This window comes from Dactylosporangium darangshiense (assembly GCF_039537565.1).
Classification (GTDB): Bacteria; Actinomycetota; Actinomycetes; order Mycobacteriales; family Micromonosporaceae; genus Dactylosporangium; species Dactylosporangium darangshiense.
This window is the reverse complement of the sequence record NZ_BAABAT010000013.1, coordinates 108,586-122,858: the sequence shown is the minus strand read 5'-3', so window position 1 is coordinate 122,858 and position 14,273 is coordinate 108,586. Positions and strand designations below refer to the sequence as shown.

At 72.3% G+C, this 14,273-nt stretch carries 13 protein-coding genes; 4 read left to right on the top strand and 9 right to left on the bottom strand.

Annotated elements, in window-relative coordinates; translation table 11 throughout:
- Positions 1 to 6 precede the first annotated feature (6 nt).
- The gene (locus ABD901_RS24430) at positions 7 to 525 is read right to left on the bottom strand and encodes a hypothetical protein (RefSeq protein ID WP_345129461.1); all 519 of its coding nucleotides are present in this window, start codon (positions 523 to 525) and stop codon (positions 7 to 9) included.
- 24 nt (positions 526 to 549) lie between these two features.
- Here ABD901_RS24430 and ABD901_RS24425 point away from each other — a divergent pair, with 24 nt between their 5' ends.
- Positions 550 to 1,377: a serine hydrolase gene (locus ABD901_RS24425; protein ID WP_345129460.1), complete on the top strand. Its 828-nt coding sequence runs from the start codon at positions 550 to 552 to the stop codon at positions 1,375 to 1,377.
- Between the two features lie 9 nt (positions 1,378 to 1,386).
- The gene (locus tag ABD901_RS24420) at positions 1,387 to 2,214 is read left to right on the top strand and encodes a transglutaminase-like domain-containing protein (RefSeq protein ID WP_345129459.1); all 828 of its coding nucleotides are present in this window, start codon (positions 1,387 to 1,389) and stop codon (positions 2,212 to 2,214) included.
- 3 nt (positions 2,215 to 2,217) lie between these two features.
- Here the strand turns inward: ABD901_RS24420 and ABD901_RS24415 are convergent, their stop codons facing one another.
- Genes ABD901_RS24415 through ABD901_RS24405 form a run of 3 tightly spaced genes read right to left on the bottom strand, consistent with a single transcriptional unit; the run spans position 2,218 to position 4,136 of the window.
- Positions 2,218 to 2,913: a hypothetical protein gene (locus ABD901_RS24415; RefSeq protein ID WP_345129458.1), complete on the bottom strand. Its 696-nt coding sequence runs from the start codon at positions 2,911 to 2,913 to the stop codon at positions 2,218 to 2,220.
- Positions 2,914 to 2,953: 40 nt separating this feature from the next.
- Positions 2,954 to 3,493, bottom strand: coding sequence for a hypothetical protein (locus ABD901_RS24410; RefSeq protein WP_345129457.1), 540 nt, complete (start codon positions 3,491 to 3,493; stop codon positions 2,954 to 2,956).
- Positions 3,471 to 4,136 carry a hypothetical protein gene (locus tag ABD901_RS24405; RefSeq protein ID WP_345129456.1) on the bottom strand — a complete coding sequence of 222 codons (666 nt, stop codon included), beginning with the start codon at positions 4,134 to 4,136 and terminating at the stop codon, positions 3,471 to 3,473. Before ABD901_RS24405 ends, ABD901_RS24410 begins: the two co-directional genes overlap by 23 nt.
- Positions 4,137 to 4,278: 142 nt before the next feature.
- On the opposite strand from ABD901_RS24405, the gene ABD901_RS24400 reads away from it, so the two are divergent.
- Both ABD901_RS24400 and ABD901_RS24395 read left to right on the top strand, forming a co-directional pair.
- Entirely contained in the window at positions 4,279 to 5,967 is a 1,689-nt protein-coding gene (locus tag ABD901_RS24400; protein ID WP_345129455.1) for a hypothetical protein, read from the top strand.
- 28 nt (positions 5,968 to 5,995) lie between these two features.
- On the top strand, positions 5,996 to 6,460 hold the full coding sequence (locus tag ABD901_RS24395; protein ID WP_345129454.1) for a hypothetical protein: 465 nt from the start codon (positions 5,996 to 5,998) through the stop codon (positions 6,458 to 6,460).
- Here ABD901_RS24395 and ABD901_RS24390 read toward each other — a convergent pair.
- From ABD901_RS24390 to ABD901_RS24370, 5 genes are read right to left on the bottom strand one after another with little or no spacing between them, the layout of a single operon-like run.
- Positions 6,457 to 6,894, bottom strand: a complete 438-nt coding sequence (locus ABD901_RS24390; RefSeq protein ID WP_345129453.1) for an SRPBCC family protein — start codon at positions 6,892 to 6,894, stop codon at positions 6,457 to 6,459. The genes ABD901_RS24395 and ABD901_RS24390 overlap by 4 nt on opposite strands.
- A 16-nt stretch (positions 6,895 to 6,910) precedes the next feature.
- Positions 6,911 to 9,031 carry a 1,4-alpha-glucan branching protein GlgB gene (glgB, locus tag ABD901_RS24385; RefSeq protein WP_345129452.1) on the bottom strand — a complete coding sequence of 707 codons (2,121 nt, stop codon included), beginning with the start codon at positions 9,029 to 9,031 and terminating at the stop codon, positions 6,911 to 6,913.
- A 10-nt stretch (positions 9,032 to 9,041) separates the two neighbouring features.
- Positions 9,042 to 10,379 (bottom strand): maltokinase N-terminal cap-like domain-containing protein, encoded by a 1,338-nt coding sequence (locus tag ABD901_RS24380; protein WP_345129451.1) that lies wholly within the window; start codon positions 10,377 to 10,379, stop codon positions 9,042 to 9,044.
- A gap of 9 nt (positions 10,380 to 10,388) precedes the next feature.
- Positions 10,389 to 12,119: a maltose alpha-D-glucosyltransferase gene (treS, locus tag ABD901_RS24375; RefSeq protein WP_345129450.1), complete on the bottom strand. Its 1,731-nt coding sequence runs from the start codon at positions 12,117 to 12,119 to the stop codon at positions 10,389 to 10,391.
- 23 nt (positions 12,120 to 12,142) lie between these two features.
- Positions 12,143 to 14,254, bottom strand: a complete 2,112-nt coding sequence (locus tag ABD901_RS24370; protein ID WP_345129449.1) for an alpha-1,4-glucan--maltose-1-phosphate maltosyltransferase — start codon at positions 14,252 to 14,254, stop codon at positions 12,143 to 12,145.
- Positions 14,255 to 14,273 lie beyond the last annotated feature (19 nt).

The window sequence follows — 14,273 nt, the reverse complement described above, 5'->3', positions numbered from 1 at the left end:
GGGGAACTACGCCTCCGGGTCCAGGCGCATCGGCTCCGGGGCGAAGTCGGCCACCGGCGCCGAATGTGACGGCGCGGGGCGGTCCGATCCCGCGGTGTGCGAGTGCACCTTCGGCCCCGCCGGGCCGCGGCGCGAGATGACCGGGAAGGGGACCAGGCGGACCGGGGGCGGCGGCGCGGTGAAGCGGCCGGTGCCCCAGCGCACCCACAGGGCGACCCGCCCGGCCGCGGCCTCCGCGGCGAGCTTGTCCAGGGTGCGGCGGCGGTCCGCGTGGTCGACCTCGACGACGACCGGTGCGGCGCCCGGCCGCGCGATGCCCACGTCGACGACGGAGAACTGCCGCTCGTACGGCGGCGGCAGCGGCACCACGCTCGCCGCGCGGCGGTAGGCGCGCCAGCCCGACGCGACGGCCCAGTCGACGACGGAGGCGATGAGCAGCTCGGTGACGTCGTCGGTGGCGCGGTCGGCGAACGCGAGCCGGGACAGGTGCGCGCCGAGTGCCGCCGCGACCGCCTCGTCGTCCATGGCCAGCAACCCTAGACTGCGCTGGTGAGCTCCGCGCTGCCGGCCGTGACCGGGCTGCGGCGCGCGTACGCGCGGCACACGCGCCGCGCCGGCGGGGACTGGCACGCGCGGGTCAGCGTCGCGGGTGAGGTCGCCGTCCGCGATGACGACGAGCGGGTGATCAAGGGGTACAGCATCCAGAAGCTCGCGGTGGCCGTGGCCCTGCTCGACAAGGCCGACCGCGGCGAGCTCGGCCTCGGGCGCCGGGTGCGCCTCGAGGCGTCCGACGTCCTGGGCGGCAGCGGGCTGTACCACCTGCAGCCCGTCTGGGGCGACGAGCTCACCGCCGCCGGGGTCGTCACGGCACTGCTGCTCGTGTCGGACAACACTGCGGTGCGGCTGTGCGGGCGGCTCGTGCCGGCGGCCGAGATCAACGAGATCCTCGCCGCGAAAGGGTTCGTGCGCACCCGCGTGGTTCCCGTGGACGACCCGGCGCGATTCATGCTCGGCGACACCACCGCGGCCGAGACGCACGATCTGCTCGCCCGGCTGGCGGCGGGGACGCTGCTCGGACCGGACACGAGCGCGTTCATGCTGCGCGTGCTGCGCGCCGCCGCCGGCTACCACGACGGGGTCCGCCGCGACATGTCCTGCGCGCAGCGCTCCCGCGTGGCGACGAAGCACGGCGCCGATCACGAGGGCGGGCGGGCGGCCCGGCACGAGGCGGGGATCGTGTTCACCCCCGACGGCACCCCCGCGGTCGTGTACAGCCTGTTCGCCGACGGGCTCGGCGACGCCGCGGACTACGGGCCGACCCACCCCGCCGTGCGGGCGCACGCCGCGCTCGGGCGGGCGATGCTCAAATGTTGCTAGGTTCGATCCATGATGCAGCGGTACCGCGAGCAGACGCGCTTCAGCGACCCGGGCACGCTCGGCCACCTGCTCGACGATCTCCCCGACGACGTGCCGGCGCTGCTGTCGGCGGTGCGCAACGTCGTGGTGCACTACCGCGCCGCCGGCATCGAGTTCACCGGCGACCGCCTGGCCGAGATCGACACGCGCTGGCTGCACAAGATGCTCGAGCTGGACCAGGGCCGCTTCCCGGCGCCGCTGACCGAGCCGCGGCCCGAGCGTGAGCGCCTCGTCGGCTGCTGCCGCGACTTCACGCTGCTCACCATCGCGGCGCTGCGCCGCCGCGGCGTGCCGGCCCGCAGCCGGGTCGGGTTCGCGCCGTACTTCGCCGAGGACTTCAACTACGACCACGTCGTCGCCGAGTACTGGAACGGCCGGCGCTGGGTGCTCGCCGACGCGCAGCTGGACCCCGAGCGGTATCCGTTCGACACCACCGACCTGCCGCAGTTCATCACCGCCGCGCAGGCGTGGATGTCGCACCGCCGGGGACTGATCGACGCCGAGAACTACGGCGTCGACCCCTACCTGCCCTTCCGCGGCCACCAGTTCCTGCTCGACTACGTGCTGCTCGAGGTCGCGCACCGCAACGGCGACGAGGTCCTGCTGTGGGACCAGTGGGGCGCGATCACCGACCGCACCGCCGACGAACTGGCCGAGCTGCTGCTGTCGGCCGACCGCGGCGACATCGACGCCGAGCGGACGCTCACGAAGCGGTACGAGACGGATCCGGCCCTGCACCTCGACGGCCGGGTGCACTGCATGTCGCCGAGCGGCTTCGACGGCTGGGTCGCCGTCTGAGGCTCAGGGGCGCAGCAGCTCCGAGACGGTCCGCAGCACCTCGGGCAGCATGGCGATGCTCGGCTGCGCCGGGTTGCGGAAGCTGAGCTCCCCGTCGCACACGGTCACCCCGTCCTCGCCCGCGTGCCAGTGCTCGGGCTCGAACAGCGCGTGCTCCTCGACGAGCATCCGGGCGAGCTCCTCGGCGTCGCCGGTCACCCCGAGGGCGCGCAGGGCCACAGCAAGCTCGGCGACGGCGCCCTCGCCAGCGGCGTCGTCGGCCATCATCGGCGCGAGCAGCACGAGGATCTGCGCCGCACGCACCGGGTCGGCCGCGCGCCCGGCGACGGCGCGCAGCTCCGGCCACGAGATGCCGGGCCCGAACTGGTGCCCGTCGAGGACGGCCAGGGTGATCGCCTTGGCGCCGCCGGCCGGCAGGAGGAGGTAGTCGACGCCGGCGTCGTCCTCGTAGTTGCGCCACACCACGGCGATCCGCGCGCCGTCGCGCAGCGGCACCTGGAGCACCGGCCACGCCTCGCAGGAGCGGATCTCGGCGTCGGCCGAGGAGACCTCGTCGGGGTCGAGGCCGAAAAAGTCCGTCAGCTCGTCGAGGCCGAGGTCGGCGGCCTGCAGCAGGTGTACCGCGAAATAGCCCGGCCGCCGCAACAGCGCTTCGCCGTCGTAGCAGAGGTCTTCGTCGTCGTACCCGGGAAGCTCCATGCGGCCAGGTTAGACGGCCGTTCGTCCATCGCAGTTGGGGTTACTCGGTGTAGTCCTCCAGCCAGCGGCGCGCGCGGCGAAGGTTCTCCAGGACCTCGGGGCGCTGGTCGGGGTCGGTCACCTCGATGAGCTGGTCCAGATCGGCGAGGACGCCGGCCGCGTCGGGCGAGTGCGCCACCCGCTCGAGGTCGCGGCGCATGAACCGGGCCAGGTACGCCCGCGACACCGCGACCATGACCAGCATGGCCACGGTGGAGGCGATGACCAGGCCCGCCAGGCCGCGCCCGGTGACGAGCAGGGTGGCGAAGAGCGCGACGATGTAGGCGCCGGTGGCGTAGTAGCCGCGGCGCTCGGTGCCGGCGCCGTAGGCGCGTTCCGGCAGGTCCGGCCCGGCGACCGCGGCCCGGTCCATGAACGCCGAGGCGCTGGCGAGGCCGTGGATGCGCTCGTCGAGCCGCTCGGCCGGCCCGGCCTGGGTCCAGCGCGCCTGCTGCAGGTCGCGCAGCGCGCCCAGCAGATCCCGGTAGACGTCGTCCACCCGCCGGGTCAGCTCGGCGTCAGCCAACGGCGTCGCGGTCATCGCGTCCCTCCCGTTGCGGCAGCTGTGGGAGGAACCGCTGCGCGGCGGCGAAGTCCACGTCGGCGCGGCACAGCAGCATCGGCAGGCGGCCGTTGCGGGCCTCCCACTGCACCCGGGCCCGCTCCGGCAGGCCGGCCGGCGCCGGTCGGCGGGCCAGCAGCGCGAGCATCGCGGCGGCGACGGCGTCGCGGGCCTCGCCGATCAACTCGGCGGTCGGGCGGCCGTCGTCGGGGCCGGGCCGCCCGCCGGGACGGCGGTCGCGCCCGCGGCGGCGGTTGAGCGCGACAAGGGGCGGCAGGCCGGTGCCGACCATCGCCGCGAACGCGATCAGCGCCTGCAGCGGGAGGCTCAGCGACAGCCAGAGGGACACGAGCGCGCCCGCGGCCGCTGCGGCGGCGACGGCGATCGCGCCGATGGCGGTCTCGCGCAGGAGGCTCGGGTTGCCTTGCGCGCTGTACGACGGGCTGCCGGCCATCCGCACGGCCTCGGCGAGGTCGCGGTCGGCGGCGACGGTGAAGTTGCGCAGGCCCTCGACGCCGGGTGCGTCCGGCGCGAGGGCGGCGGTGTCGGCGACCACGCGGCCGCGCAGCGTCGCGGCGGCGCGGGAGGCCGCCTCGAGCTGCTCGCGGATTCCGGTCAGCATCGATACCCGGCATGGCAGTGCGGAGCGGGTTCCATCTCGTGTGGACGCACCGGGAGCCGCCCGGGGTTGCCTTCCCGGGCGCGAGTGTCATTGATCAGACCTGACCGATCTGCGACAGCGCGCGTGCCCCAGAATAACGCGGGTGAGTCCGATGCCCACCGCGGTCACCGCGGCCACGACGACGACCATCCCGCGGCAGCGCACCGCCGGCGACATCGGAACCACCGGGACCACCGGCCGGCGCACCCGCGGGCGGTTCGTCACCGCCGGCATGCTCGTCTGCGCGGTCGCCGTCATGCTGCTGGGGTATCTGCGCATGGCCCGCACCAACGGCATGAACGCCGACGGCGCGGCCAACGCCCTGCAGGCGTGGGACATGCTGCACGGCAACGTGGGGCTGGCCGGCTGGACGCTCAGCGACGTGTCGTTCTACCCGACGGAGCTGGTGCAGTACGCGCTCATCGAGCTGGTGTACGGGCCCAGCGAGGACGTCGTGCACATCGCGGCGGCCATGACCTACGTGCTGCTCATCGTCTTCGCCGCGCTCGTCGCCCGGGGCGAGGCCACGGGCCGCGCCGCGTGGGCCCGGATGGCGTTGGCGGTGTCGGTACTGCTGGTGCCGGAGGCCCACGCCGGCTGGGCGATCGTGCTGAACGTGCCCGACCACACCGGCACCGGCGTGCCTCTGCTGGTGACGGCGCTGCTGATCGACCGCCGGGCGGTGCTGGGGCGGTGGTGGCCACTCGCCGTCACCGCGGTGCTCACGATCGCGCAGGTCGCCGACCCCCTCGCGATGTACATCGGCGCCCTGCCGCTGGCGATGGTCAGCGCCTGGCGGCTGCTGCGGGCGATCTGGTCCCGCGCCCCGAAGGGCGCCGACGGGCACCTGCTCGTCGCCGCGGCAGCCTCCGTAGCCCTGGCGCACGCCGCGGTGCGCCTGATCGCGCTGGCCGGCGGTTTCCGGGTGCACCAGCCGATCGCCGAGTTCAGCGAGTGGGAGTCGATCCCGCAGCACCTGTCGATGATGTGGCGGGTCGTCGCCTTGGACTACGGCGCGTACTTCCCCTACCTGGCCGACGACGGCCCGTGGCTGACCGGCGTGAACTACGCCGCCGGCGCGGTGAAGCTGCTGCTCATGGCGGCGGCGCTCGCGGCCGCCGCGGTGAGCGTCGCCCGGCTGCTGCGCGGGCGCGGCGACGACCGGGTCGCGCAGTGGCTGGCCGTCGGCATCGCGGTGAACCTGGCCGCGTTCGTCGCCTCGACGCAGGCCGCCGACATGACCAGCGCCCGCCAGGTCGTCAACGTGCTGCCGTTCGGCGCGGTCCTCGCCGGCCGGGTCTTCGGCGACCGGCTCGCGGCCGCCTGGGCGCAGCGGCACTGGGCCCGCCGGCACGCGCTGCGCTGGAGCGCCGGTGCCCTCGCCGCTGTCCTCGTCGCCGCGTTCGGGGTGCAGGCGGCGATGGCCCGCCCGAACCCGGCCGAGGCGACCGAGGTGGCCCGCTGGCTGGAGGCGCACGACCTGCACTACGGCATCGGCGCGTACTGGGCCTCGCACACGGTGACCGTCGCCTCCGGCGGCCGGGTGCGCGTCGCGCCGGTCGTCGACCCGATGCCGCGGGTCTTCCACTGGGAGTCGCACGAGGAGTGGTACGACCCGCAGCGCCACGACGCCCGGTTCATCATCGTGGACCGCTCCCTGGCGCACTACGGGACCGTCAGCGGCGCGATCGAGACGTTCGGGATGCCGCTGGAGCGTATTGATCTGGACCGGTGGACGATTTTGCTGTACAACCGCAACCTGCTGGGTGATCTTCCTCGGCACCGACCCTGAACCGTACAACCCGCCGGAGCGTGACCCCGTGGCCGATGTCGAGCGCGTCTACCCTGTGCGCGAGCTCCCTGACGGCCCGGCCGTCGCGCTGCCGTGGATCGGCACGAGCTGGGTGGAACGCGGCGCCCGGTACCGCCGCCGCCGCGCCCTGACCGCGGCCGGCGCGGTCCTGACGACCCTCGCCGCCGCGGGCCTGACCGCGGCCGGCGTGGACGCCGCCTTCGGCAGCAGCGGCACCACCGGCCGGGTCGTATTCGCCGCGATCGTGCTGCTGCTGGCCGCGTACGGCTACTTCCTGGGCCGCCACTGGCTGCGCCACGTGCCGACCCGCGAGGCCAACGACGCCGGCCGCGGCTCCTACTTCGGCGGCTTCCTGCTGATCCTCGCCCCGATGGGCATCGGCTTCGCCGCGGCCGCCCTGCACCGGTTCTTCGGCGAGCAGTTCCCCGGCGAGCAACGCGCCCGCGAGGTGACCCAGGCCCTGCGCGCCTAACCGGCGGCGCGCTCCTCGGCGGCCTTGCGCAGGCCTTCGGCCTCCATCCTGATGTACCGCCGGATCAGGCCCGAATAGAGGAGCGTGACGAGGCGGGCCAGGGGGCCGGCGAACGACAGCGTCAGCTCGGCGGTGCAGGTGCCGTCGCCGTTGTCGAGGGCCCAGTGGCCGGCCACGTTGCGCACGCCGGGCGAGGACGACGACGTCCACTCGAAGCCGTGTGTGTCGACGCGGGTCACGTTCCAGGTCGACTTCGCCAGCTTCGGCTGCTTCACGCTGATGGTCTCGCCGGGCTGCAGGGGGCCGGTGGCGGCGCGCTCCACACCGGACACCGAGGCGGTCCAGGACGGCCAGTCCTGAACCGCCTTCATGATGTCCCCGGCGACGGCCGCCGGCGCCGCGATCGTGATCGTGTCGCGGAAATCCACGCTCATGCGAGCGAGGTTACGCTCACCCCAAACGGAACCAGACCGCGCCCAGGGGCGGGATGCGCACCTCCGCGGAGGCGGGCAGGCCGTTGTGCGGGATCCCCTCGGCCTCGATCGCGCCGAAGTTGCCGACGCCGGAGCCGCCGTAGACCTCCGCATCGGTGTTGAGGATCTCCGACCAGCGGCCGGTGAAGGGCAGGCCGATGCGATACCCCTCGTGCGGGTGCGAGGCGAAGTTGACCGCGACGGCGACGACCGAGCCGTCGGCGCCCCAGCGCAGGTACGTGAACGCGTTGCCGCCGGAGTCCTCGTTGTTGATCCAGCGGAAGCCGTCCGGCGTCGTGTCCTGGCTCCACAGCGCGGACGTGCCCCGGTACACCGCGTTGAGGTCGTGCACGAGCTTCTGCAGCCCGCCGCGCAGCGGGTCGTGCAGCAGGCCCCAGTTGAGGCCCCGCTCCTCGCTCCACTCCTCCTCGTCGCCGAGCTCGCAGCCCATGAACAGCAGCTGCTTGCCGGGGAACGACCACATGTAGGCCAGCAGCGCCCGGGCGTTGGCGACCTTCTTCCACAGGTCGCCGGGCATCTTGCCGACCAGGGAGCCCTTGCCGTGCACGACCTCGTCGTGGCTGATCGGCAGCACGTAGTTCTCGCTCCAGGCGTACACCGTGGCGAACGTCATCTGGTTGTGGTGGTACTGCCGGTAGATCGGGTCCTTGCCGACATAGGTGAGCGTGTCGTGCATCCAGCCCATGTTCCACTTGAAGCCGAAGCCCAGGCCGCCGCCGTCGGTCGGGCGGGTCACGCCCAGCCACGCCGTCGACTCCTCGGCGATCATCATGATGCCGGGGTGGTGCTTGTAGACGGTGGCGTTGGCCTCCTGCAGGAAGGAGATCGCGTCGAGGTTCTCCCGGCCGCCGTACTGGTTGGGCGACCACTGCCCCTGCTCGCGGGAGTAGTCGAGGTAGAGCATCGAGGCGACCGCGTCGACCCGCAGCGCGTCGGCGTGGAACTCCTCGCACCAGTACAGGGCGTTGGCGACGAGGAAGTTGCGCACCTCCTTGCGGCCGAAGTCGAAGATGAGGGTGCCCCAGTCGGGGTGCTCGCCGCGGCGCCAGTCGCCGTGCTCGTACAGCGGCGTGCCGTCGAAGCGGGCCAGCGCCCACGAGTCCTTCGGGAAGTGCGCCGGCACCCAGTCGAGGATGACGCCGATGTCGGCCTGGTGCAGCCGGTCCACGAGGTGGCGGAACTCGTCCGGCGAGCCGAAGCGGGCCGTCGGGGCGTAGTAGCCGGTGACCTGGTAGCCCCAGGAGCCGCCGAAGGGGTGCTCCATGACCGGCAGGAACTCCACGTGGGTGAAGCCCATCTCGGTCACGTACTCGGTGAGCTGGTCGGCGAGCTCCACATAGGACAGCCCCGGCCGCCACGAGCCGAGGTGGACCTCGTAGATGCTGACCGGGCCCTCGTGCGGGTGGCGATCGGCCCGCGCCGCGATCCAGTCGGCGTCCTTCCAGTCGTACGTGGAGTGGTGCACCACGCTCGCCGTCGCCGGCGGGGTCTCCGTGTGCCGGGCCAGGGGGTCGGCCTTCTCCACCCACTCGTTGTCGGGGGTGAGCAGCCGGAACTTGTACTTGTCGCCGGCCTTCGCGCCGGGCACGTACAGCTCCCACACGCCGCTGCCGCCCAGCGAGCGCATCGGCCAGCCCTCGTGCATGCCCCAGCCGGTGAAGTCGCCGACGACGCGCACGCCGCGGGCGTTGGGCGCCCACACGGCGAACGCGACGCCGCCGTCGCGGGCCTGCGCGCCCAGGACGGTCCACAGCCGCTCGTGCCGGCCCTCCCGGATCAGGTGCAGGTCGAGGTCGCCGAGGCTCGGCAGGTGCCGGTACGGGTCGTCGGTGAGGGTGCCGTCGGCGTCGATGCGGTAGTCGTTGACGAGGCCGGGCAGCTCCGCCTCGAACACGCCCTCGCCGTGCACCCGGGCCATCGGGTGCCGCTCGCCGTCGACGACCACCGCCACCTCGTTCGCGCCACGGCGCAGCGCACGGATGACGGTCGTGTCGGCGTCCCCGCTCGTTCGCGGATGGGCGCCCAGGACGCCGTGCGGGTCGTATGCCCGCCCGGCGATGAGGTCGTCGAGATTCATCGGGGGATCATCACCTTGTCGTCAGGTCCGAACCGTTCACCATGCGCTCGATCGACTGTAGGGGAATCCGCAGCCAGCCCGGCCGGTACCGCGCCTCGTAGGTGGCCTCGTAGACCGCCTTGTCCAGCTCGTAAGCCCGCAACAGCGCGCCGTCGTCGCGTGGGTCGTAACCGGCGGCCGCAGCATAGCCGTCGCAGAATGCGTCCCGGTTACGGTCGACCCATTGCCGGGCCCGCTGCTCGAGATCCTCGTCGTCGCTCTCGGCGAGCAGCAGCTGGTAGCCGGCGTACTCGTAGGAGCGCAGCATGGCGGCGACGTCGCGCAGCGCCGAGTCCGGCTTGCGGCGCTCCTCGACCGGCATCCCGGGCTCGCCCTCGAAGTCGATGAGCAGCCACGACTCCGGGGTCCGCAGCACCTGGCCGAGGTGCAGGTCGCCGTGGATGCGCTGCGTGGTGACGGACCCCTCGCCGACCGTGCGGAACATGGCCGAGACGTCGCCGGCGAGCTCGGCCAGCTCGGGGACGATGCGCACGGCGGCGTCGAGGCGTTCGAGCATCGTCGCCGTCGGGGACGCGCCGGGCTGCGTGCCCAGCTGCGCCGCGAGCGTGCGGTGCACGTGCGCGACCGCGTCGCCGAGGCGGGCCGACTCGCTGGCGAAGTCGCCGCCCACCTCGTCGGCGTTGAGGTCGTGCTCGGCGAACAGGTCGCGGGCGCTGGCGGTCGCCATCGCCCAGCCCTCGGCCGAGTTCTGCGCGTACTCCGTCACCATGGCCAGGGCCAGGTGCTCGCCGTCGGGCGTGTCGCTCTCGATGGCGCCGAGCAGCCGGGCGACGTTGGGGCAGCCGGCCCGGGCCAGGACCCGGTTGAGCTCCAGGTCCGGGTTGATGCCGGCGCTGACCCGGCGGAACACCTTGAGGATCGCCGCGGAGTCGAACACGACGCTGGTGTTGCTCTGCTCGGCGCCGCCGATGCGGGCCGGTGCGTCGACGGGCAGCGCCACACCGGGCTCGGGCACGAACCGCACCCCGTCGACGACGGCGCCGGTGTCGATGAGCGCGAGGAGCCGCTGCGCCGAGTGCTCGTCGTAGAGGGCGTCGGAGGCGGTGCGGTCGCCGTCGGCGCCGATGAGCGCGGCCGCGGACAGCTCCGCGGCCACGTCGAGGTTCCAGCCGAGCACGAGCTGGTATCGCTCGGAACCGCCGTCGGCGTAGTGGGCGTCGAGCAGCACGTGGTCGAGGCCGTCGGGCAGGTGCGTGACCAGCGCCGGTTCGACGTGGGTCAGCTCGCGGGTGCGGCCGGCGTACCACCGCTGGTGCGGCAGCCACTCGATGTACGGCAGAGAAGTCATGGCTCTCCTCTAGCTCTGCTCGACCGGGGCGCTGAGCTGGAACCAGTAGAAACCGTGCCCCGGCAGCGTGAGCAGGTACGGCAGCTGGCCGATGTGCGGGAACTGCACGTGCCCGGTGAGCTCGATCGGGGTGTAGCCCGCCCACGGCTGCAGGTTGAGCTCGATCGGCTGGGGGAACCGGGACAGGTTGTTGACGCACAGCACGACGTCCTCGCCGTGGATGCGCACGAACGCGAGGACCGACGGGTTGGAGCCGCCGAGCTCGCGGAACTCGCCCGCGGCGAACGCCTCGTGCCGGCGGCGCACCTGCAGCATCGTACGGGTCCAGTTCAGCACCGAGGTGGAGGCCTCCCGCTGCGCCTCCACGTTCACGGCCTGGTAGCCGTACACGTGGTCCTGGATCGCCGGCAGGTAGAGCCGGCCGGGGTTGGCCTGCGAGAAGCCGGCGTTGCGGTCCGGGGTCCACTGCATCGGGGTCCGCACGCCGTCGCGGTCGCCGAGCCAGATGTTGTCGCCCATGCCGATCTCGTCGCCGTAGTACAGCACCGGCGATCCCGGCAGCGACAGCAGCAGCGCGGTGAACAGCTCGATCTGGTTGCGGTCGTTCTCCAGCAGCGGTGCGAGGCGCCGGCGGATGCCGACGTTGGCGCGCATGCGCGGGTCCTTGGCGTACTCCGCGTACATGTAGTCGCGCTCCTCGTCGGTGACCATCTCCAGGGTCAGCTCGTCGTGGTTGCGCAGGAAGATGCCCCACTGGCAGTTGGCCGGGATCTGCGGGGTGTGCGCCAGGATCTCCGAGATCGGGAAGCGCGACTCGCGGCGCACCGCCATGAAGATGCGCGGCATGAGAGGGAAGTGGAACGCCATGTGACACTCGTCGCCGTCGCCGAAGTACTCCACCACGTCGGCCGGCCACTGGTTGGCCTCGGCGAGCAGGACCCGCCCCGGGAACTCGTCGTCGATGACCTTGCGGCAGCGGCGTAAGAACTCGTGCGTCTCCGGCAGGTTCTCGCAGTTGGTGCCCTCGGCCTCGAACAGGTACGGCACCGCGTCGAGGCGGAACCCGTCGATGCCCAGGTCCAGCCAGAACCGCAGCACGTCGATCATGTCGCGCTGCACGTCGGGGTTGGCGTAGTTGAGGTCCGGCTGGTGCGAGAAGAACCGGTGCCAGTAGAACTGCCGCCGCACCGGGTCGAACGTCCAGTTCGACTCCTCGGTGTCGACGAAGATGATCCGGGCGTCGGCGTAGGCCTTGTCGGTGTCGGACCACACGTAGTAGTCGCCGTACTGGCCGGTCGGGTCGCGCCGCGACTCCTGGAACCACTGGTGCGAGTCCGACGTGTGGTTCATCACCAGGTCGGTGATCACCCGGATGCCGCGCTTGTGCGCCGCGTCGAGCAGTTCGACGAAGTCGTCGACGGTGCCGAAGTCCGGCAGCACCTTGTAGAAGTCCCGGATGTCGTACCCGCCGTCGCGCAGCGGCGAGTCGTAGAACGGCGGCAGCCACAGGCAGTCCACGCCGAGCCACTGCAGGTAGTCGAGCTGCCCGATGAGCCCCTTGATGTCGCCGGAGCCGTCGGCGTTGGAGTCCGCGAACGCCCGGACCAGGACCTCGTAGAAGACCGCTCGCTGAAACCACGTCAGGTCGGCGGGCAGCACCCGCGCCTGGCCGAAATCGCTCGACGACGGATGCTCGACGACTGGGTGCTCGACGACCGGGTGCTCGACTTCGTCGCTCATGCTCTACCCACCTGCCTTGCCCTCTACCGGTGGCGGTGCACCGTGAACACGTGGGCCGGCTCGTAGTAGGGGTCGAGCCGCACCGCATTGTGCTGTCCCCAGTCGAACGTCGCCCCCGTGACCTCGTCGCGCACCGTGAAGCGCTCGTGCCAGTCGAATCCGAGGGCGGGCATGTCCAGGGTGGTGTTACCCCACTGCACGTTGGACGAATCCAGCGACACGACGACCAGCACGGTGTCGTCGGTCTGCGTGTCGCGCTTGGAGAAGCACAGCATCTGCTCGTTGTCGATGCCGTGGAAGACGGTGTTGCGCAGCCGGTGCAGCGCCGGGTGCTCGCGGCGCACGGTGTTGAGCCGGCGCAGGTAGGGCGCCAGGGACTCGCCGTTGCGCTCGGCCGCCGCCCAGTCGCGGGGGCGCAGCTGGTACTTCTCGTTGTCCAGGTACTCCTCCGCGCCCGGGCGCGGCAGGTGCTCGAAGAGCTCGAACCCGGCGTACATCCCCCAGGACGGGCTGAGCAGCGCGGCCAGCACGGCGCGGATCTTGAACATCGGCGGTCCGCCGTGCTGCAGGTGCTCCGGCAGGATGTCGGGCGTGTTGGGCCAGAAGTTGGGCCGCATGTAGTCGGCGGCGGCGATGAGCTCCTGGACGTACTCCCGCAGCTCCCACGCCTGCACGCGCCAGGTGAAGTACGTGTACGACTGGGTGAAGCCGATCTTGCCCAGCCCGTGCATCATCGCGGGCCGGGTGAAGGCCTCGGCGAGGAACAGCACGTCGGGGTCGACGGCCTTGACCTCGCCGATGATCCAGTGCCAGAACCCGACCGGCTTGGTGTGCGGGTTGTCGACCCGGAAGATCTTCACGCCGGCGCCGACCCAGTGCAGCACGACCCGCAGCACCTCGGCGCGGATGCCCTCCGGGTCGTTGTCGAAGTTCAGCGGGTAGATGTCCTGGTACTTCTTCGGCGGGTTCTCGGCGTAGGCGATGCTGCCGTCGGCGCGGGTGGTGAACCACTCCGGGTGCTCGGTGACCCACGGGTGGTCGGGCGCGCACTGCAGCGCCAGGTCCATCGCGATCTCCGCGCCGACGCGGCGCGCCTCGGCGACGAAGGCCCGGAACTCCTCGAGGGTGCCCAGCTCCGGGTGGATGGCGTCGTGGCCGCCCTCCTCCGCGCCGATCGCCCACGGCGAGCCGACGTCGTCCGGGCCGGCGACGAGGGTGTTGTTCGGCCCCTTGCGGTTGACCCGCCCGATCGGGTGGATCGGCGGGAGGTACACCACGTCGAAGCCCATGTCGGCGACCTGCGCCAGCCTCGGCGTGGCGGAGGCGAAGGTGCCGTGCTTGACCGGCTTGCCCTGCTCGTCGACGACGGCGCCCTCGGAGCGCGGGAAGAACTCGTACCAGGCCGAGAACAGCGCCCGCTCCCGGTCGCACCACAGCGGCAGCGCCTCGCCGCGGGTGACCTGGTGGCGCAGCGGGAAGCGCCACAGCACGTCGGTCAGCCCCAGCGCCGGCGACACCCGGGCGAACAGCGGGATGGCGGCGTCGTCCAGCGCGCCGGCGGCGCCGAGCACCCGGCCGCGCTCGTCGGCCGCCACGCCGTCGGCCGCCTCGCGCAGCAGCGCGGCGCCCTCGGCCATGTCGTTGGCGAGGTCCTCCAGGCCCTGCCCGGCGGCGATCTTCTTCGACACCGCGCTGTGCCAGGTGAGATACGGGTCGCTGAACGCCTCGATCGCGAACGTCCAGGCGCCGACCGCGTCGGGGCGCATCTCGCCGTGCCACGAGTCGGTGCCGGCCGGGCCGGGGCGCAGCCGGTTGAACGGGCCCTCGGTGCCGTCGGGCGCGATGAGCACCACGTTGGTGCCCATCATGGCGTGCCCCTCACGGTAGGAGACCGCCGAGACGGGCACGAACTCGCCGACGACCGCCTTGGCGGCGAACCGGCCGCCCTCGATCTGCGGTGTCACCCGCTCGATCGGGAAACGCTGGCCGACGCCCAGCGGCGGGGCGTGGAACGCCGCCGCGGGCGACTCGGCGGTCTCCTGGGGCCGCACGGGTTCCGCGGACAGCGCGATCTCCGTGTCGGTTGCTTCGGTGGTCGCGATCTCGGTCTTCAGGGCCTCGGGGGTCTCACCCATGATCCTCACCGTATCGAAT